18 protein-coding genes and 3 tRNA genes are annotated in these 20,380 nt (G+C 41.1%); 15 read left to right on the plus strand and 6 right to left on the minus strand.

Annotation, left to right across the window (positions count from 1 at the left end):
• Nucleotides 1-13: 13 nt before the first annotated feature.
• The gene (locus tag RRG12_RS16390) at nucleotides 14-742 is read right to left on the minus strand and encodes a hypothetical protein (RefSeq protein ID WP_420760026.1); all 729 of its coding nucleotides are present in this window, start codon (nucleotides 740-742) and stop codon (nucleotides 14-16) included.
• A 703-nt stretch (nucleotides 743-1,445) separates the two neighbouring features.
• Here RRG12_RS16390 and RRG12_RS16395 point away from each other — a divergent pair.
• The 7 genes from RRG12_RS16395 (at nucleotide 1,446) to RRG12_RS16425 (ending at nucleotide 4,401) form a co-directional block, all read left to right on the plus strand.
• A tRNA-OTHER gene (locus tag RRG12_RS16395) sits at nucleotides 1,446-1,575 on the plus strand.
• Between the two features lie 58 nt (nucleotides 1,576-1,633).
• A tRNA-OTHER gene (locus tag RRG12_RS16400) sits at nucleotides 1,634-1,762 on the plus strand.
• Nucleotides 1,763-1,815: 53 nt separating this feature from the next.
• A tRNA-OTHER gene (locus RRG12_RS16405) sits at nucleotides 1,816-1,960 on the plus strand.
• 37 nt (nucleotides 1,961-1,997) lie between these two features.
• Nucleotides 1,998-3,599 (plus strand): TROVE domain-containing protein, encoded by a 1,602-nt coding sequence (locus RRG12_RS16410; protein ID WP_420760027.1) that lies wholly within the window; start codon nucleotides 1,998-2,000, stop codon nucleotides 3,597-3,599.
• Between the two features lie 20 nt (nucleotides 3,600-3,619).
• Nucleotides 3,620-3,763, plus strand: coding sequence for a hypothetical protein (locus tag RRG12_RS16415; protein ID WP_420760028.1), 144 nt, complete (start codon nucleotides 3,620-3,622; stop codon nucleotides 3,761-3,763).
• A gap of 307 nt (nucleotides 3,764-4,070) precedes the next feature.
• On the plus strand, nucleotides 4,071-4,235 hold the full coding sequence (locus RRG12_RS16420; RefSeq protein WP_176727029.1) for a hypothetical protein: 165 nt from the start codon (nucleotides 4,071-4,073) through the stop codon (nucleotides 4,233-4,235).
• Nucleotides 4,236-4,242: 7 nt separating this feature from the next.
• Nucleotides 4,243-4,401, plus strand: a complete 159-nt coding sequence (locus RRG12_RS16425; protein ID WP_420760029.1) for a hypothetical protein — start codon at nucleotides 4,243-4,245, stop codon at nucleotides 4,399-4,401.
• Here the strand turns inward: RRG12_RS16425 and RRG12_RS16430 are convergent.
• Nucleotides 4,345-5,190, minus strand: a complete 846-nt coding sequence (locus RRG12_RS16430; protein WP_069071135.1) for a peptidoglycan-binding domain-containing protein — start codon at nucleotides 5,188-5,190, stop codon at nucleotides 4,345-4,347. The two genes, RRG12_RS16425 and RRG12_RS16430, sit on opposite strands and share 57 nt — an antisense overlap.
• Nucleotides 5,191-5,454: 264 nt before the next feature.
• Here RRG12_RS16430 and RRG12_RS16435 point away from each other — a divergent pair, with 264 nt between their 5' ends.
• Nucleotides 5,455-7,776: an NB-ARC domain-containing protein gene (locus RRG12_RS16435; RefSeq protein WP_420760030.1), complete on the plus strand. Its 2,322-nt coding sequence runs from the start codon at nucleotides 5,455-5,457 to the stop codon at nucleotides 7,774-7,776.
• Here RRG12_RS16435 and RRG12_RS16440 read toward each other — a convergent pair.
• Entirely contained in the window at nucleotides 7,759-7,899 is a 141-nt protein-coding gene (locus RRG12_RS16440; RefSeq protein WP_420760031.1) for a hypothetical protein, read from the minus strand. The two genes, RRG12_RS16435 and RRG12_RS16440, sit on opposite strands and share 18 nt — an antisense overlap.
• A 223-nt stretch (nucleotides 7,900-8,122) precedes the next feature.
• On the opposite strand from RRG12_RS16440, the gene gorA reads away from it, so the two are divergent.
• A complete protein-coding gene (gene gorA, locus RRG12_RS16445) occupies nucleotides 8,123-9,469 on the plus strand; it encodes a glutathione-disulfide reductase (protein ID WP_420760032.1) in 1,347 nt (448 codons plus the stop codon).
• Nucleotides 9,470-9,548: 79 nt separating this feature from the next.
• On the opposite strand, the gene RRG12_RS16450 is transcribed toward gorA, so the two are convergent.
• Nucleotides 9,549-9,872 carry a hypothetical protein gene (locus tag RRG12_RS16450; RefSeq protein ID WP_420760033.1) on the minus strand — a complete coding sequence of 108 codons (324 nt, stop codon included), beginning with the start codon at nucleotides 9,870-9,872 and terminating at the stop codon, nucleotides 9,549-9,551.
• Nucleotides 9,873-10,001: 129 nt separating this feature from the next.
• Between RRG12_RS16450 and RRG12_RS16455 the strand changes: the two genes are divergently transcribed.
• On the plus strand, nucleotides 10,002-11,363 hold the full coding sequence (locus tag RRG12_RS16455) for a transposase (RefSeq protein ID WP_420760034.1): 1,362 nt from the start codon (nucleotides 10,002-10,004) through the stop codon (nucleotides 11,361-11,363).
• A gap of 229 nt (nucleotides 11,364-11,592) precedes the next feature.
• On the opposite strand, the gene RRG12_RS16460 is transcribed toward RRG12_RS16455, so the two are convergent.
• Nucleotides 11,593-13,707, minus strand: a complete 2,115-nt coding sequence (locus RRG12_RS16460) for a CHASE2 domain-containing protein (protein WP_420760035.1) — start codon at nucleotides 13,705-13,707, stop codon at nucleotides 11,593-11,595.
• A gap of 739 nt (nucleotides 13,708-14,446) precedes the next feature.
• Between RRG12_RS16460 and RRG12_RS16465 the strand changes: the two genes are divergently transcribed.
• From RRG12_RS16465 to RRG12_RS16480, 4 genes are all read left to right on the plus strand, one after another.
• Nucleotides 14,447-14,968 (plus strand): NYN domain-containing protein, encoded by a 522-nt coding sequence (locus RRG12_RS16465; protein WP_041565194.1) that lies wholly within the window; start codon nucleotides 14,447-14,449, stop codon nucleotides 14,966-14,968.
• Between the two features lie 95 nt (nucleotides 14,969-15,063).
• Nucleotides 15,064-16,668, plus strand: coding sequence for a 2-isopropylmalate synthase (locus RRG12_RS16470; RefSeq protein WP_420760036.1), 1,605 nt, complete (start codon nucleotides 15,064-15,066; stop codon nucleotides 16,666-16,668).
• A gap of 175 nt (nucleotides 16,669-16,843) precedes the next feature.
• Nucleotides 16,844-17,323, plus strand: coding sequence for a GNAT family N-acetyltransferase (locus RRG12_RS16475; RefSeq protein WP_420760067.1), 480 nt, complete (start codon nucleotides 16,844-16,846; stop codon nucleotides 17,321-17,323).
• Between the two features lie 93 nt (nucleotides 17,324-17,416).
• On the plus strand, nucleotides 17,417-18,088 hold the full coding sequence (locus tag RRG12_RS16480) for a SnoaL-like polyketide cyclase (protein WP_069070687.1): 672 nt from the start codon (nucleotides 17,417-17,419) through the stop codon (nucleotides 18,086-18,088).
• A 173-nt stretch (nucleotides 18,089-18,261) separates the two neighbouring features.
• Here the strand turns inward: RRG12_RS16480 and RRG12_RS16485 are convergent, their stop codons facing one another.
• Nucleotides 18,262-18,699: a GNAT family N-acetyltransferase gene (locus RRG12_RS16485; protein ID WP_069070688.1), complete on the minus strand. Its 438-nt coding sequence runs from the start codon at nucleotides 18,697-18,699 to the stop codon at nucleotides 18,262-18,264.
• A 163-nt stretch (nucleotides 18,700-18,862) separates the two neighbouring features.
• On the opposite strand from RRG12_RS16485, the gene RRG12_RS16490 reads away from it, so the two are divergent.
• Nucleotides 18,863-20,308 (plus strand): RecQ family ATP-dependent DNA helicase, encoded by a 1,446-nt coding sequence (locus RRG12_RS16490; RefSeq protein WP_420760037.1) that lies wholly within the window; start codon nucleotides 18,863-18,865, stop codon nucleotides 20,306-20,308.
• Nucleotides 20,309-20,380 lie beyond the last annotated feature (72 nt).

Raw genomic sequence — 20,380 nt, forward strand, 5'->3', positions numbered from 1 at the left:
GAATTTTGAATTGTTATCCTTCTTCCTCCACTGGGAAAAACTCCTTAGTTTTTTCCGAGTATGTCCAGGCAATGCCATCAGGGTCTTTGCTGCGACTCCACTCTGGAAACTCTGGATCATTTCGCCGTTTATAAACCGTGCTGGAATAGACATTTAGCCGTTTAGCAAGTTCAGATTGGATCAGAGAGCCAAAAATTAACTGTTTTTCCAGCGATCGTTTAGCTTCCTCATGAGTTGGCTGTGGGAGTGATTCTGTTTCTGGTTCTTCCTCCTGTGGGGTTGGTGGTGGTGGTGCTAAGAGCGATCGCGCAGTTTTAGTAACTGCTTGAGCCGGAAGTTCTTTAACAGGCTCACTACTGTCAAGAATATTGCCAAGAATGCTGGCAGTTATAAAGTAATAAGACTGCCCCGCCTCTTCAGAGTTGACTATACTGGCACCAAATTCCGAAGCTTTACCATCCAAGTAGCGTTTTGCCGTCGTTCCAGGAAAATTGCCCTTGATTGCCAAGTCCATTGGCGTAAGTCTGCCTTGATTTTCGCGAACTAACTGATGAAAAATGGGGTTAACTCGATGAGTCCACTGTTGCCATTGATATTCCTGCCAAAGCTTGAAGCCAATTACCAGCACAATTAGCGCTAGTAAAATTCTCCATGTGGCAACCAGGAAAATAATCAAAAACGAGATGGGCAAAAGTAGAACGAGAAAAGCCTTGCCGTTATCTTCTATGGGTTTCTCACTCATGCCGATTTTTGCCAAGTGAATTTTGAGAAATAATATTATTATATTGGCAAAAATTGGCACACTTTTTTGTATCTTTTGGCAAAGTTGCGGCAAAATTGCCGGCAAAAGCTTTCTTCAGTAGGTGTTATAGGCTTTGGTCTGCGATGCTTACGGCGGTAAACTACGCGCAGAATTTTTTCCCAGAGAGAATACAACAAGAAAGGCAGAGGGCAGGAGGCAGGAGGAATACTACCTCCTGTCCTTTGCCGCGACCGGAGCGAGCTTGGGTTTGAGTGCCCCACTGAAATCTCTGATTCAGTGCCACTCCTGAAGGTGGGGGTTTGAATCCCCACCAAATTCTTCCCTTCTGCCTCCTGCCTTCTGCCTCCTGCCTCCTGTCTTCATTTCAACTCAATCAACAACTCTATAAATTAGCTTGCCACCCTCTTGACAACAAATAATACATATACTACATTAATAATACAAGTCAACTTTCATTAGGGAGTTAGCTTTCACCAGTAGCGGATAGCTCAAATGGCAGAGCGCCCACCTTGCCCGGAAGGGCCGACGTATCGAGGGTTATCGCATATAACTAAAACACCCTTGATCAAACTTCTGGAGGTGTAGGTAAAAATCCTACTTCGCTACAGCAAAATAGAGTGCTGAGTGACAAATTTTAAATGTTTAACTCATAACTCCTCACTCTTAACTCATAACTTTATATGTGGTGGGTAGCTCAGTGGTTAGAGCGCCTAAACATCCTTATTCACCCCTTGCCTGAAAAGGCCGAAGAATTGAGGGTTATCGCCTGCCAAGCGGGAGGTCGCGGGTTCGATTCCCGCTCCACTACACCAAATAATTTTGGATTAAATTTAAAATCCAAAATTCAAAATCTAAAATCTAAAATTTCATGTGGTGGGTAGCTCAGTTTGGTAGAGCGCTAAACATCCTTGTTCACCCCTTGCCTGCAAAGGCCGACGAATTAGGGTTATCGATTAGGGTTCGAGAGGTCGCGGGTTCAAATCCCGCTCCACTACACCAAATAATTTTGGATTAAATTTAAAATCCAAAATCCAAAATCCAAAATTTTCATGTGGCAGATAGCTCAGTTGGTAGAGCGCCGAAAAACATCCTTGTTCACACCTTGCCTGAAAAGGCCGACGAATTAGGGTTATCGCCTGATAAGCCGGATGTCGCAGGTACCCTACGGGAAGCAAGCTACAAATCTCGCTCTGCCACCTTTCATTTTTGCCCGCAAGGGCCGGGAGATGAAGCGATGAATTACAATTTTTTCACTAAAAAGAAGACAACTACACCACAAAATCAGCCCATCCCCGGACGAGAAGCAGAGATGATTCAGGGAGGTTCCGGCGGCTGGATGTTTGATGCTGGCATTTGGAAGATGCTGCGCCGTTGTTTGTTGGTTGGCACAGCAAAAAGCACTTACTACGCTGGTAAACAGGAATTAACTGAAGATTTTGTAACAGTTGTCAGACAAGCTGTTGCCGAAAATCCTGGTCGTGTAGCAGAAGAAATTCTATATGCTAGCGATGGACGCGCCATCAATAACAGTGCGCCTATATTAGCTTTGGTGCTGCTGTCTATGGGTGAAACACCAGAAGCAAAACAGGCATTTGGTGAAATCTTCCCGCAAATTGTCCGTACTGGTAGCCACTTCTACGAATGGCTGAACTACACCAAATCTCTGCGGGGATTTGGCAAAGTAGTGCGGGAAGCTGGTAAAACTTGGCTCTCAAGGGAAGATGTCAAAGGCTTGGCTTATCAACTGTTGAAATATCAACAGCGTCAAGGCTTCTCCCACCGAGATGCGTTGCGGTTGTTCCATGTCAAACCGCCTACAGAAAATCACCGTCAACTATTTGAGTGGGTAGTTAGAGGCTGGGAAGAATTGCCAGCAGACATCCCCTCAGAGGCATTGGCGCAGATTTGGTGGTATGAGTGGCTCAAGCGGAATCCCACCCAAACCCATGAAGCTATTTCCCAAGGACGCTTAACCCACGAAATGGCTGCACCTGTGGGCAAAATGGATAAGCTTGCTTGGCAGCTGCTATTTCAGGAAATGCCAATAGGTGCAATGTTACGTAACTTAGGTTCTTTAACTGAACTGGGTGTGTTACGAGCCGATGAAAACGCTAATTTGCTGCAAGTGGAAGCAGTTCTTAATCGTAGAGAACATCTGCGTAAAGGTCGCATCCATCCTATTGATGTTTTGAAAGCACTCAAAACTTATGAATCTGGTGGAACATTAGGACGCAGTAAGAAAACTTGGAATCCAGTTCCTCGGATTGTAGACATATTAGAAAAGGCGGTTGAACTGTCTTTTGATGTTGTGCAACCCACAGGTAAAGTGTTCATGCACGCCGTAGACGTTTCTGGTTCTATGGGTAGCATGGTTGCAGATATGGGACTAACTTGCTGTGAAATTGCCACCACAATGGCGCTGGTGACAGCAAAAGCAGAGAAAAACTACATGATTCGCGGCTTTGCTACCGAATTCCGGGAATTGGGTATCACCGCCAAAGATAGTTTTAGTTCTGCGGTTCGCAAAGCTAGCAACCAAAACTTTGGTGGAACGGATGCATCTGTGGCTTATGACTGGATGATTAAGAATAAGTTCAAGGCGGATGTTGTCTGCTTTTGGACTGACTCGGAAAGCTGGGCTGGGTATAAGCATCCAAGTCAAGCGCTGAAGGAGTACCGCAAAAAGGTAAATCCTAACGTCAAGGCGGTGTATGTCACCTTGACACCTTACCAAATTACTTTGGTAGATCCTGAAGATTCGCTGTCTTGGGATTTGGCAGGATTCGATCCAGGTACGCCTCGGATCATCCAAATGCTAGCTACGGGTGAATTGTAGATATTGCTGAAGGGTAAAGGATGAAACACTTTATCCTTCATACTTCATGGCGGGTTATCCTTGTTCGCAACTTGCCTTTCGGGGCCGAAGAATTAGGGTTATCGGTTATGTCTCCACCATTGTGGGGATTAGCGGGTTCAATCCCCGCACCCGCCTTTGTTTGATTTTTTCGTTACGCAAGAGCGCAAAGAAGAAGGCGATTTAATTTTTGAATGGTCGTTTTTCTATTTCAGCGATGGGTAAGATTAGGGTTTTTTCGATGTGCGATCGCACTTTTGAGCCAAAACATATAAATAACAGCCTAATTTTCAGTTACGATCTCACCTCAGACTAAAATAGTTATGGAAAAGCACCCTTGAAAATAAATCTATGAATGTGTTCTTAAATCCAGAAATAGAGTAATTCATCCAAACTCAGATTGAAAGTGGTAAGTATGCTTCGCCAGAGGAAGTAATTGTTGATGCTCTGAAGGTGTTTGCAGCAAAAGTTAACATTGAAGCACCAGTGCAGGTAAAAACACCTGAAGAATTGGGGTGGCCTCCTGGTTTTTTTGAACAGACGCCTGGTTGTCTGCAAGATGATCCTCTGGTGAGATATCCCCAAGGTGACTATGAAGTGCGGGAGCGATTAGAGTGATGTATTTATGTTGTACTTCTCAAAAAGTGCGATCGCTTACCTCGGACAGAAGCGATCGCAATTTTTTAAAGGCATAACGCAAAAATTTGATCGCTCATTAATCGAATGGTTAATTAAACAATTGCCCCAAGAAATTGATAATTGGTTTCCAAAAGATACCAGTTAATACATAAGGAGCATATTGCAAGAGAGATAAGCTAGGCTTAAGTGAAGGCTTCATTGGTAAATTTTCTAACAGAAAAGGTACTACACAGGTGAGTCCATAGGCAGTTGCTAAGGCAGTAGTGAATTTAGGAGTCTGACCTGGTATAGGACTATAATAAATACCCAATAGGATGCAACAAATCATCAAAAATTGCTCCCATAAAAACCATGATTGCGGCGACAAAAAATAAATTAACCTCGGAAAGCTTTTATCAATTTTTTGTCGCATTCCCAGCAATACTGCCCAAGTTGCTGCCCCAACAATGCCATCATTCTTCAATCCATAAATTCTTTGAAAGCGTTTCACCGCTCTTTCTGTTGCACTGTCAAAATAGCTAGTAGGTTCTTTTTTCAAAAATCCTTCATCATAAAGGATAGTTTGCAGTTCCTTAACCGCATTCCTTAATTCTGGGGACTTAGTTTTTTGACTACGAGAAAGTTTTGGATACAAAAGACAAGCCCATGTCAGTGGGCCAACCACTCCATCTGCTAGAAGATTATTTCTTTTTTGAAATTCTTTTACTGCCTCATCTGTCTCTAAGTCAAATTTACCAGTAATCTCTGCAAGTAAATCTTGAGTTTTTAATCGCTCTTGCAATTCGTTGATTGATTCTTGTACAGATTTTGGTGTAAACTCACGGTAAAGTGTCGGAAGTTTATTAAATACACAGACTTGTTTTTCTTCAGGGAAATAAAGTCGAGCTTGCTTTAGACCAACTAAGATACTTACAGTTTGAATTAGTTTATTCATTCAGTACTCCTTTGTTGTCAGAATTGAAAGCGATAATTCAGTCTGAGTTTTTGGTTGGTTATTAGGATAGATGTTGCATTTATACGCAGCCTGTTACCAAGAATTATGAACTTAGTAATTAGCCTACTAAATTGACCCTAAATAAGGTAATTAACAATGTTAAAAATTTGTTAGTGAAAAATTACTAATACAACATACTCAAAGTTTTGTTAGTTAAAATGTTGCTAATCAACATTTAACAACAGAACTAATAGGGTGATATTTATGTCAGATCAGTCAGAGCGTGGGAATCTGTCTAAAGCCTGGTATCAAAAGGTTTTACACGACTGGGATATAGATCGTTTACTGACTGACTTGGAGTCTAAAATTCAAGAACGATACAGGCAAAATTCTAAGAAAGACTTGTTACTTGGGTTGCTATGTGGGTATAGCTTGACAAAGATAAGTCAGGATTTGTACAGAGATAATGCTGGTGTAAGAGTGGGATTGAGCAATATCTATCGAGATATTGAAACTTTGACAGGAGAACCAAACAACAGCGTTAAGTCAAGCAACCTTATTTGCATTCTAGAGAGATATGGATATCGCAGAGGTGTTGCTGCATCTAGTACTGAAAGCGCCTCTATTCCCCACAATCTGCCATCACCAACCTACACAGAATTTATTGGGCGCGAGGCAGATATGAAAAAGCTACTGGAACGCCTTTCGCCGATGCATGGCGCTCACATGATTACAGTACATGGCATTGGTGGCGTAGGGAAAACGGCGCTGGTGTTAGCAGCTGCTTATCTGTGCTTAGAAGCTAGTAACGAAAACAGTTCTGATGCACCTAAATTTGATGCAATTATTTTCACTTCAGCCAAACAACAAGAACTGATTCCCGATATGATTTTGCAACGGCAGCAAGGACAGCGTAACTTGCGCGAGATTTTTCGAGTAATTGCCAATGCCTTAAACGACTCTACAATTATTCAATCTCCTCCCAATGATCAATTTGAACGTGTACGCCAATGTCTTTCTAAACAGCGAACGCTTCTGATTGTGGACAACATGGAGACTATAGAGGACAGGGATGAGGTTATAGAATTCCTCTACAATTTACCCATTTGCGTCAAAGTAGTAATTACTACCCGCGAACGAATTGCCCTGCTGCCAATCAGTCTGCGAAACTTGCCTCTGAATGATGGTTTGCAGTTGATTCAGCAACAAGCTGAAGAGAAAAATATAACTATCCAAGATGAAGACTCTAGCTTACTCTACGATCGCACTGGAGGAATCCCTCTCGCTATTGTCTACGCACTTGGTCAAGTTTCCAGTGGCTACCCTTTAAACTTCGTATTGGAGCAGTTAGCCTCCGCTACAGGCGATGTGGCTCGTTTTTGCTTTGATCAATCTGTGCAAGGTACGAAGGGACAGCCACCACACAAGTTACTCATGTCACTGGCAATTTTTCCTGACGCTCCTATCCAAGCGGCTGTGGCTGAAGTTGCTGGACTGACATCTACTCCTGATTCTGTCAGTAATGGCTTGGTACGTTTGCAGCAACTCTCGTTAGTGAATCTGAACCCAGAGACTAAGCGATATGAAATGCTCTCTCTGACTCGTGAGTATGCTTTAGCACAATTAGCTGCTTACCCAGATTTTGAGAGAGAAGCACGGATGCATTGGGTGAGATGGTATCTAGATTTTGCTTACAGTTACGGCGGAGAAGATTGGGAAAAATGGATACATTACAACAGGTTAAAGGAAGAGGAAGGAAATCTACGGGCAGTACTTTATTGGTGTAAAAACCAAGACCATTATGCAGAAGTTAGGGATTTATGGTTGCTCTTGAACCACTACGCCAATCTCTATGCTTATTGGGACGATCGCCTCGATTGGTTGCAATGGCTGATAGAACAATCAGAACTACGTGGTGAATGGTCATCTTTAGTAAAATTCATGATCCGCAAAACCTGGCTGCTAATTCGGGAGTGTTCGCCCCAAAGTCTCACACAAGCAGACGAAATATTGCAGAGGGCATGGGTTTTACGCGACCATGCAGATTCATGCGTTCAAGCTGACTTAGCCGAAAGTGTGGCTAGACTGCGAATCCGACAGAATAATTATACAGATGCACGCCACTGGCTAGCGGTAGAAGAAAAATTGGTGATTGAGGCGAATCTAGAGGAGCGACAGCACATCCGCTATTTTATTCCCGTGCTTTATCATCGGGCTGAAATCTTTTATTTAGAAGGTGAATATTTGTTAACTAAGAAGCTATTTCAAGATGTGATGAAAAGTGCAGAAAAAATTCATTGGCATCGGGTGATTAATTCTGCTCAAAATTGGCTTGCTGATATTGCCATTGAACAAGGCGATCGCGATGAAGCTCAAAAGCTATTAATTCAAGGCTTAACTGTTGCCGAAAGCAGCAATAATAAGCGGCGTCTAGCTCGTTATCAACGTTCTCTTGCCCGTTGGGAGAGAAGGTGGGGAAGTGTCCAGAAAGCTTGTGAATTGTCAACTCAGGCTATTAATAGTTTTGAGCGCTTGGGAATGACAAGGGATGCACAGGAAATGCAAACTTTACTTAATTCCCCATAACCATGTGTAAACAACACATCTCCAGTTTTTCAATATGGCTGCTGCCCCAAGTGCGATCGCACACCCGCCCAAAGCGATCGCACTTATACTTCTTGTAAAATAGACAATATGCTTATTTGGCAAGATAATGTAATATAACTTAGTAATAATTTAGCGATGCCTAGGTTGGGCTGCGCCTACGCTGTTCCTTTTGAATCTAATTGCTAGGAAAGCAGCAATCTGCTACATATCAGGATGGTTTGATCTCAATTTGTCCACCCAAAGACAGTAGATTAAGTTTTGTCTGAATAACTATAAGGGATGAAATAGCTCTGCTTTCCAAAAAGTGAAAAAGGAACAGATTTTTATGACATTTGATTACGATTTGTTTGTCATTGGTGCTGGGCCTGGGGGATTGGCAGCAGCTAAAAAAGCAGCTAGTTACGGTGTACGTGTCGCTATTGCCGAACAAGAATCCCTCGGTGGGACTTGTGTAAATCGCGGTTGCGTTCCGAAAAAACTGATTGTTTACGCCGCTGACTTCGCCCTGCAAAATAAAATAGCGCACAGTTATGGGTGGAGTGACTGTCAAACATACTTTGACTGGACATTATTTATTAAGTCAGTACATCAGCATATTGACACCATTAATCAATCATATTTTCAGCAATTGCACAAAGCTGGGATTGAATTAATTTCTCACCATGCCACTTTCATCGATGCCCATACGATCAATGTTGATGGACGCAAAGTTACAGCAGATAAAATTTTAATTGCTGTGGGAGGGCAACCCCTCAAGCCCAAAATCCCTGGTATAGAATATGCCATCACATCCCGCGAGATGTTTCAGCTACCTTATTTGCCGAAACGTTTAGCAATTATTGGCGGTGGCTACATTGGCGTAGAATTTTCCAGCATGATGCACGCTTTTGGTTGCCAGGTGACGGTAATTGAAAAAGACGAGATGATTTTATCGGGGTTTGATGATGATATTCGCTCTGCGGTACAACAGGGTTTGAGTCAACGCGGAATTAAATTATTTACCAACAGCACCGTTCAAGAAATCAAATACTCAGATGAGAGTTTGTTGTTAACTATTACTGGTAAGAAACGGGAAATAATTACAGCAGATACTATCTTAGTTGCCACAGGTTACGCTCCAAATACCAAAAATCTTGGTTTGGAAAATGCCCGTGTTGAACTTGGCGAAGATGGTGCCATTAAAGTAGATGAATATAGTCGCAGCAGCCAAAAAAATATTTTTGCTGTGGGTGACTGCACCAGCCGCGTGCAATTGTCTCCAGTGGCTAAGGCAGAAGGTATTGCTTTTGCCGATACAGTTTTTGGTAACAAGCCGCAAAAACTAAATTATGATTATGTCCCCTCTGCTGTTTTTTGTCGTCCAGAAGTGGCTAGTGTAGGGATGACAGAGGCGGAGGCACGGGAAAAATTTGGTGAATCTGTAGAATGCTACTACACCCAATTTCAACCACTGTTGTCTCGGTTAATCGAACAAAGTCAGTCAACTACTATGAAGTTAGTGGTAAATGCTGATTCTGGGCAAGTTTTGGGTGCCCACATGGTGGGTGAACACGCAGCAGATATCATTCAAAGTCTCGGCGTGGCAATTCGCAAAGGCATTACTAAAGAAGACTTTGATGAAACTATAGGCATTCATCCCACAGCAGGAGAAGAATTTCTGTCGTTAAATTAAATCATGTGCAGGATTGATTCAAGAAGATGCGGAGAAATTTAAAATATTTTCTCCGCTTACCCCTGTTCCCGCTTCCTGTTCAAGGAGTTTCTGAGAATGGTTCTGAGGGAGATTTTGTGGGAGGATCTAATTCGGCTAAAGTATTCATTGATGAGTCATCTTCTGGGATATGGTATCTGCTTTGAGTGCTTCTCAAATCGTCAAAAGCTTCAAAAGCTTCAAGATCCTTAAGAACCTCTGATGCAGACTGATATCGCTCTTTGAAGTCATCCAGTACCATTTTACTGAAAATCTTAGCTAGGGAGTGACTCACTTGAGAGCGTAGTTTACCGCCGTAGACATCGCTCCATTTGATCTCACCGTCAGCATCTCTTTCTAGATCGCGGGGTGCGATACCAGTCAAGGCTTTAATCCCAGCCCTTTCAATGCGAACAAATGAACTACTAAAGCCAAGGCTAAAACCCGCTCCTAATATAGGTTATGAAGATGAATTCAAGGTATCCTTGGCATATTAGTACCAGGGTGCTTAAAAATGCTGTCCTCCATCTTTGAGCAATTTGTAAAAGAAAGTCCAGTAAGCGTGATGGCACAAGCATTAATGTCACATATATTTGCATCTGAGCGGATGGATGGGTTATTTAGAAGACATGCTCAGGTGCAGTACCAACAAGATTTGCTATTTTCAAGTCTTGTAGATTTGATGAGCTTGGTGGTATGTGGAATGCAGAAATCAGTTCATGCAGCTTATAAAGCGAGGGCAGCGAATTTAAGTGTAAGTACAACAGCATTGTATAACAAGCTTTGTGGTGTTGAGGTGGGGGTAAGTCAAGCATTAATAAGAGAAACAGCACAAGACTTAGTTGAATTAGTGAAATTAGTAGGTGGAGAGCAAGCAAATATATTGCCAGGGTATTGCATGAAAGTAGTAGATGGGACTTGTTTGAAAGGAACAGACCACAGACTAAAAGCAATCCGAAATCTAGCGGCATCTGCACTACCGGGGAAAGCGATAGTAGTACTCGAACCATTGTCAAAATTAGTCACAGATATTTTTCTCATTGAAGACGGTCATGCACAAGAACGTTCCGAATTTGACTCAGTATTAAAGAAAGTTTTGCCACAAGATTTATGGTGTGGAGACAGGAATTTTTGTACATTAAAGTTTTTGTTTACGATTCAAGAGAAGAAAGCATCTTTTGTAATCAGACAACATAAGGGGATGGGATTTAAAGAACTAGAGGAATTAAAACCATTAGGCTCAACAGAAACCGGAGAATTATTTGAGCAAAAGGTAGAAATAAATTACGAAGGGAAAGCTTTAACATTAAGGCGGGTTGTAGTAAAGTTATTTGTCGCAACGCGAGATAAAGAATGGGAAATAGCAATTTTCAGCAATTTACCAAGCGCTGTACCAGCAGCGAAAATAGCTGAAATATATCGTAATCGTTGGACTCTAGAAAGCCTATTTCAAACAGTAACTAAAAATTTCAACGGTGAAATTCAAACTCTAGCTTATCCAAAAGCAGCTTTATTTTCATTTTCAATGGCGTTAGTTGCGTACAATATACTCGCAACATTAAGAGCCGCTCTAGGGGGTGTACATGGAGTTGAAAAAATTGAAGCTGGTTTATCTGATTTTTATTTAGTTGATGAGATTCAAGGTACATATAGAGGAATGATGATTGCAATTCCAGCTTCGGAGTGGGAGATATTCAAAACTGTTTCAATAGTCAGAATCGCACAACTTTTACAACAATTGGCAACGGGTGTTAATCTCAAACAGTTTGTCAAAGCGACTAGAGGAAAAAAGAAGCCGAAATTACCAGTAATTTATAATAGTAAACAGGGACATATTTCAACTAATCGACTCTTAGAACAGTACAATAATTCATAAAAAAAGCAGTTAATCACGACTACATAACTGATTAAATATACTGGCTTACCTGATGTAAAAAATGGTACAAGCAGAGAAATTTTATTATTTATTTTTTGTAAAAAATCATGATTTTAGCTTCTTAAATCTCTTAATATATGATTGCATTACTGAACTTTAATAAATTCATGTATGAATTTATCTAATTCAATAGTTTGAACCGTTGTAATTGCTAAAAAATGCCTTTTTTCTAGCAATTCACAACTTGAATTATCAAAAAGAGCATATAGTTCATTTGTTCGCGTTGAAAGGGCTGGGCTTTAATCCCAACCATGCCGACTGCATAGATATCACTACTGTAGTGTGGACGCCCAAAACATTGTTCGCTTGGTGCGTAACCCTGAGTACCAATGCCAATGGTGAAAGGGGTTTGCTCTTGCTCATCAAGTTGTTTGATGCTGACTTCTTTGACGGCGCCAAAGTCAATCAATACCAGTTTTCCGTCTGAGTGTCGCCGGATGATATTGCTGGGTTTAATATCCCGATGAATCACGTAGTTTTCATGGACAAATGTTAATGTTTGCAATAAGTCCCTGACAATTTTGATCGCTGCAATTTCATTAATTGCTCTACCTGTTGGTAGTTCCTGACTTAGAGGATGACCAATTATCTGTTCTTGCACTAGATAAAATTCTTCATCTTCTTCAAAATACGCCAAAAGTTGAGGGATTTGTTCGTGTGTTCCCAATCTTTCTAATGTTTGGGCTTCTGAGTTAAATAAACGCCTAGCAAGTTGTAATCCTTCTGGTTTAGTGTTGGCTGGTTTGAGTTGTTTGACAACACATCGCGGATTACTAGGACGTTGGGTATCTTCGGCAATGTAGGTTTCGCTGAATCCACCGGAACCGAGAACTTTAACAATTTTGTAGCGTCCAGCCAGTATTTTTCCTGATAGGGCTAAATCCCTTTGTTGGATTAGGTATTGTAAGTCATATTGTTGACTGATAATCTCTTGGACAACGGGGGAAGTTTTATACTTCTGAAAAATATCTACTAATTGGCGTTTTCTGATGCTTTCCCTCATTACTGAGGTTCCCAGGTAGCAAAGTCCGATCATCGCGATCGCTAATGCTGGTACTGTAGTGGGAAAAATTAACTGACCATAGACAAAGAACCCATAACTAATTACTAACCAAGTGCTAGACAGGGCGAGACTATACAGAAATCTATTGATGCTACGCTTGCGTCTTTTAATCATCAACGCTGTACTGCCAACTAGAATTAGCACAAACAAACCCCGCAATGGTGGATTTTTAATTCCTGGAGCGATCGCTTTACCTGTCATCAAAGTTGCGATCGCATTGGCGTGAATTTCCACGCCTGACATGGGTTGAGTGATACTGCTAACGGCGACTGGATGATAATCATTGTTTAACTTATCTGTTGCACCAATCAGCACAATTTTGTCTTTAAAGAACTTTCCCTGCTGCAAATAGGTGTTCCAGTTTTCTGGGTCGAATACGTGCCAAAAGGGTATTTGCTCAAATGTACCAGCAGACCCCCAAAAATAAATGCGATCGCCCTTTGGTCGGGGATAATTTACTTGTGCTGCCCTCAGCGCTGCTTCACCAAAGGATAGCCGCTTCTTGCTAAATAAATTATCTTCACCTAATAACTTGGGAAACTCACTCGCTAATCGATGAACTTTTCCATCAACTTCTAAAGGAAAATTAACTGAGCCAATAGACACTGACCCGGTGCGAAACATTTGTTGTGGGTCTGTCAGCTGCGTAAAATACCCTTGGTGCGTTTCAGAATTTTCATAGATAGCTGCTAAGGTAACTTTGCGACCATATTTTTGCAATGCTGCCTGAAGTTGGCGATCGTCATTAGCTCCATAACTGCTTGCTGAGTCAAAAACAACATCTACAGCTACAGAGCGGGCACCGGCTTTGATTAATTTTGTGATTACCTGGCCATAAGCAGCACGCTGATAAGGAAAAGATTTCAGTGTTTCTAGGTAGGCATACTGTTTTGGATCTGTTTTATAGTACTGTTCGGGAACTGATATTGACTGATCGTCTATTGCTAAAATTACGATATCTTCTGGAGGCACTATCGGCCCACGCACTTGCATAAAGCCAGAAAACACCTGATTATCCAGCAATTGAACCACTTCCCAACCAGAAGCACTAACAACTGCTGCCCCCATTACCCAAGCGCCAGCGAGTAGATGACCTAAGCGAACCATCCACCTGGACTGGCGAAGCGATGCAGTCGAAGTTACTTTTGTCGGTTTACTTGAGTGTCTATTTGCAGCAGAGACATAGTTTTTAGTTAAGGTAGATGTAGGTTCTTCTGCCATGTCGTGTTACTAATTGATTTAAGTCCAACACTTTTATTTATTCAGACCACGTTTTAGTGTAAGCACATTGAAATAAGACTTAAATGATAATCTTATACATTTGTAAAGTATCTTCTATTCATCAACAAACTTCTATTGGCAGAGCTAGTCCCCAAGAAATTTCTACTCAAGCACCACTTAAATTATTATTTTTTTGTTGAATGAGTTACAACTAGTGATTGTCTCATAGATCAGATCCAGATATCCTCTGCCTGTGCATTTGGTTGTGGTGAGATTTTACCCTAAGCTAACCAACAAGTACGCTTCTAACTGGGTGCTCTACCCAAAGCTGTCCCAATTCCGTCTTTTGTCTTTGGCGCAATATTGGTACTCCCTACAAAGCGTGTCCTGAGACTGAAAGCTTTACCTAAAGATGGGCATTAACTTATATCCTACCTTAAGCCTATGCTATACCTCTTTAGGAGTAAACTTTAGTGTTATGCAGCGATGAATGCTGTTACTGGGTCAATTTTATTGGTAGATTTTGATCATCGGGTGACTCTTGTAGTGTCGGAGGTGAATACGGTTAGCACCCAGGATCTCAACTCCAATGTTGCATCCGTTTTTATGCCTTGAAAGAGGTAGGATAAAAGCTATAGATAAAGAGCTACTTTATAGATATTAGCAAACAAGGCATTTGAAAATTGCTATAATCTATTGTTCCATCTAAATTCATATATATTATTAGGTGTAAATTTGTATGGGTTCTCCAATGAATCGTCTGTCTATTTTTGTAGACGGAAACAATATGTTCTATGCTCAACAAAAAAATGGCTGGTTTTTTGACCCGCGGCGAGTCTTAGAATACTTCAAACATGAGCAATCAGAAACAACATTAATTAATGCCTTCTGGTACACTGGCTTAAAAGACCCGCAAGATCAGCGAGGTTTTAGAGATGCTCTAATTAGTCTAGGATATACAGTACGAACTAAAATCCTTAAAGAATATTATGATGATACTTCCGGTCGCTACTCGCAAAAAGCGAATTTAGATATTGAAATTGTTGTAGATATGTTTAATACAGTAGACCAGTATGACCGAGTAGTATTATTCAGTGGTGATGGGGATTTTGAAAGAGCAATCGAACTATTACGCTCAAAAAATACACATATTACGGTAGTATCAACTGAAGGAATGATCGCTAGAGAGTTACGCAACGCTACTGATAGATATATAGATTTAAATGATATCAGAGATCAAATAGAAAAAACTGAAGGTTAATATCCTTAGCAATTATTTACAAAAGTAAGAGTAAAAGAAAAACTAAGGTTGAAGATATATTGAGCTACACGTAAACACTAAAGAACAAAAGGCAAATGACAAACAAAACCGATCGAATCATCATTTTTGATACAACATTGCGAGATGGAGAGCAATGTCCCGGAGCGACTTTAAATATAGACGAAAAGCTAGTTATTGCCAAACAATTAGCGCGTCTGGGTGTAGATGTAATTGAAGCTGGCTTTGCCTTTGCTAGTCCCGGAGATTTTGAAGCAGTCAAGAAGATTGCTCAAGTTGTTGGGATAGAAAATGGCCCGGTAGTTTGTAGTTTGGCAAGAGCCATTAAAGCAGATATTGAAGCGGCTGCTGAAGCATTAAAACCAGCAGTTAATGCCAGGATTCACACATTTATTTCGACTTCTGATATTCATTTAGAGTATCAGTTGCGGAAGTCACGGGCAGAAGTGTTAGCGATCGCCGAAGAAATGGTAGCCTATGCCAAGTCCTTCATGACAGATATCGAATTTTCGCCGATGGATGCGGCTCGTACCGATCCAGAATTTCTGTATCAAGTGTTAGAACGAGCGATCGCAGCTGGTGCAACAACAGTTAACATTCCCGATACTGTCGGTTACACAACTCCTAGCGAATTTGGAGCCATGATTAAGGGCATTATCGAAAATGTCCCCAACATCGACCAAGCCATTGTTTCCGTTCACGGTCATAATGATTTAGGCTTGGCAGTTGCTAACTTCTTAGAAGCCGTCAAAAACGGCGCACGGCAACTAGAATGTACCATCAATGGCATTGGCGAACGAGCCGGAAATGCATCACTAGAAGAATTGGTAATGGCGTTGCACGTGCGGCGACAATATTTTAACCCTTATCTCGGCAGACCAGAAGATTCTCAAGAATCGCTGACAAATATTGACACCCGACAAATTTACAAAACCTCACGCTTAGTTTCTAATTTGACGGGAATGTTAGTACAACCAAATAAAGCAATCGTTGGGGCAAATGCCTTTGCCCATGAGTCTGGGATTCACCAAGATGGGGTGTTAAAAAACAAACTCACCTACGAAATTATGGATGCCCAATTGATTGGCTTAACAGACAATCAAATAGTTTTGGGCAAACATTCAGGTAGAAATGCTTTCCGGACTCGGTTGAAAGAATTGGGCTTTGAACTGTCAGATACCGAGTTAAATAAAGCCTTCGTTAGATTCAAAGAAGTAGCAGATAAAAAGAAAGAAATTTCTGATTGGGATTTGGAAGCGATCGTTAACGATGAAATCCAACAAGCACCCGATTTGTTCCGGGTAGAGTTGGTGCAAGTTTCCTGTGGTAGCAACGCCCGCCCTACTGCTACAGTTACCCTGCGTACCCCAGAAGGTGAAGAATTAACCGATGCTGCGATCGGTACTGGGCCAGTGGATGCAGTTTACAAAGCCATCAACCGGGTGGTGAATGTGCCCAACGAGTTGATTGAGTTTTCTGTGCAGTCAGTAACAGCTGGTATTGATGCCATTGGCGAAGTGACGATTCGTTTACGTTATGAATCTAAAGTATTTTCTGGTCATGCAGCGAACACAGATATCATTGTGGCATCCGCGCAAGCTTATGTAAATGCGTTGAATAGGTTGTATGCATCTTTGCAAACTCAAGAAAAGCTAGAGGAAGTAACTGCACAGAAAGTCTGAAATAGATGATTAATCAGGGTTTTACCCCACCCTAACCCTCCCCTTGCAAAGGGGAGGGAACTTGATAGATTTTCTTGTTTCCCCCCTTGCTAAGGGGGGTAATTCGACTTCTGTGTACACGGTAGCCAACTTTGGGGAGGAGTTATTTGTGAGTTCCAAAAAATCGTTGGAAATTATGCTGACAGAAAAACATCTCATTATTAGAGAAGGCACTATCAAAGAAGATTCAGTTATTGCACAACACTTTTATCAAATGTGGCTAGATATTGGTGTTGATGAGAGTAATATTCTTCCAGAGTCGCAGAATATTACCCTCCAATTTATAGAAGAATCGCGTCGAGATTTGTTTTACAAGGCTTTTGTTGCAGAGGTTGATAATACAGTTGTGGGTTCTGTAAGTTGTCAACTATTTGCAGGTTTATACCCCAATGTTTTCAAAGATGAATACCGCAAATTTGGATATATTTGGGGCGTTTATGTTGAAGAATCTTACCGCAGACAAGGAATTGCCAAATCTTTAACTAATAGAGCAATTGAATATTTAAAAGCGATCGCTTGTACGCGAGTAGTTCTTAACGCCTCGCCATCAGGTAAACCAGTTTACTCTAGCCTCGGTTTTTCTGAAGGGAATGTAATGCAATTAGATTTGATTTAATTATGAATATTGTTTACTTTTTTGAATTTTTTGATTGACTTGTATGCATAAAACTTTATTCTGAAAAACGATGTTTATAATCAGTCAACTTGTATGAGTAGCGAAAAAACAACAGAATTGCCACTCTGGTTACAAGATAGAGATATAGTCATTGCTCATGATGAAGAAGTACAGTGGCGAGAAGGAAAACGCCCGGATTATTCTTACACCAATGAATTTCTTCATCAAGAGAGTAAATTTCAGCATCCAGAAGGTTCTTTAGAAGCGATCGCTCAAAACTTAGTCCGAAATTTTGAGATGGAAGCTTCTAATAAATCTAATCCTGAACAGTGGCTTTCGATTGTTACTGATAAGTTTAAGATGAGTACCAATGGGGGACAACAATTCACTGCTCAGGATGTTGCAACCGAAGGGACTTATAATCTGTTTTTAGGTGAAAGTGAGCAGTATAGCTCTGAAACAGAAACATTTGAATCGTCATTCCAAGTTTTTCACAATGCTTTTCCTAATGGCTTCCTTTGGGAATTAACAGAAATCCTTTCCGGGCCGCCTAATGTAACCTTTAAGTGGCGACATTGGGGAACATTTAATGGTTCTTATAAAGACTATGCACCCACAGGTGAAACTATAGAAATCGTAGGAGTTAGTATTGCTCGTGTGACTGATGATTTGAAGATTGAGTCTTTAGAGCATTATTTTGATAATAATGTCTTTCTTCAGAAATTAACGGCAGGTGGTTGTCCTTTCCATTCGCAAAATCAATAGCTTTGGCGACTAGAAGTCGCGGCTATACAGACAAAACCTGTTTCCGTAGGTTAGCAAAACTTTGATTTTGTGGTATTCCAACTGCATGGACTACCCTGCGGTAAGCGGCAAAGCACGTATATTTGTGTAGTAGCGACTTCTACTCGTTTAATACTTTTAAAATATGCTCTTACTTATGCTTGATCAGTATTAGGATTTAAACGCATCATGATTTTTTCCGGCTCTGTCAAATTTTTAAAACCATAACGGCGATAAAGTCCATGAGCATCTTTTGTCCCTAACAACCACCTTTGCACGTCTTGCAGTTCTGAATATTCCAAAATATATTCTACAAACCATTTTCCTAAACCCTGTCCTCGATAAGGCTCTAGAATAAAAACATCTTTTAATAATGCAGAAGTTGCATAATCAGTTATGACTCTGGCAAAGCCAACTTGTTGATTATCTTCATAAAGTCCAAAGCATAAAGAGTTTTGTATTGACTTTTCAACAGTAGCTAACGGGATGTTTTCAGCCCAATAGGAAGTTTGTAAAAAATCATGAATCATTTGAGTATCTAATTTAGATTTATCAGTGCTGATGTAAAATTTGTGTTTTAATTCTTCGTTCATTTAGCTGAATTTTTTATTCAATATGTTGATGCATAATAATTCATTTTAATTCATTATTACAGTCAGTGCTTTGCAAACTAAGATGATGAAATTACTGAACCATTAGCTGGATAGCAGAGGCTATATTCAATATTCAAGGATATTGGTGCATCTACTATTGATTATGAATCAGCCTACAACAAAATCTTGGCAAGAAGTTCTTGCTGCTTTTAAAAAAATCTGGGGTTATGAAAATTTCCGTCCGCCACAGGGAGAAATTGTCAGCAGTTTATTGGCACAGAAAGATGCGCTGATTATTATGCCTACGGGTGGAGGAAAGTCGATTTGTTTTCAACTTCCTGCACTCCTACAAACAGGATTAACTTTAGTAGTTTCGCCCTTGGTGGCGTTGATGGAAAATCAAGTACAGGAACTACTACAAAGCCATCAAAAAGCAGCACTTTTGCATAGTGAATTGTCTTCATCTCAACGCCGTGTAACTCTGCAAGCTTTAGAACGTCAACAGCTAAGATTACTTTATTTATCGCCAGAAACTTTGCTAAGTGCGCCAGTGTGGGAAAGATTATGTCACCCGCAATTGCAAATTAATGGTTTGATTTTAGATGAAGCTCATTGTTTAGTACAGTGGGGTGATACTTTTCGCCCAGCTTATCGCAGATTAGGGGCAGTGCGTCCGGCATTGCTCAAATCAAAACCACCAGGAACAAAAATCAGTATCGCCGCTTTTACTGCTACTGCTGACCCCTCAGCCCAAAAAATTATTCAAACAGTTTTACAATTACAGCAACCAGAGATTTTTCGCTTGAATCCCTACCGTCCTAATTTGCATCCCAGCGTTCGCATTGCTTGGACACCACGAGGTAGAAAACAACAATTATTAAAGTTTATTCAAAATAGACCGCAACAATCGGGATTAGTTTATGTTCGCACTCGGCGAGATAGCGAAGATTTAGCTGAATGGTTAGCAGAGATGGGTTATGCCACAGCTAGTTATCATGCGGGATTGGGTGCAACCGAACGCCGTGAAGTAGAAGCAAGCTGGTTAACTGGCAAAATCCCCTTTGTTGTGTGTACCTGTGCGTTTGGTATGGGGATAAATAAAAGTGATGTTCGCTGGGTGGCACATTTTCACGCGCCACATCTCCTCTCTGAATATGTGCAAGAAATTGGCCGCGCTGGAAGGGATGGAAAACCAGCCCAAGCGTTGACATTGGTAAGTGAACCTACAGGGTGGTTAGATTCAGGGGATAAGCAAAGACAGGAGTTTTTTCAAGAACAAATGCGATCGCAACAACAAATAGCGCAGCAACTTGTGAAAAAATTACCCAAACAGGGAGAAGTGAATGCTGTAACTCGACAATTTCCCGAAGGTGCTACGGCGCTAGCTTTACTCCATAGCAACGGTCAGCTAAACTGGCTTGATCCTTTCCATTACAGTATTGGGCAAAAAGCCGGAAATCAGCCACCGACGCAATTACACGCTGTTAAACAGATGCAGCAATACCTAACAACTAAGCAGTGTCGTTGGCAGTTTTTGTTAAATGCCTTTGGTTTTGACAAAGAAGCAGCTAACCTGCGTTGCGGACATTGCGACAATTGCCGTCAATGAGTATCAAAGACTCATTAACGAGTATCAAAGGTGGATGAACGGAGCTAAAAGACTCGTTCACGAGTATCAAAG

The organism is Nostoc sp. CALU 546 (assembly GCF_048836525.1).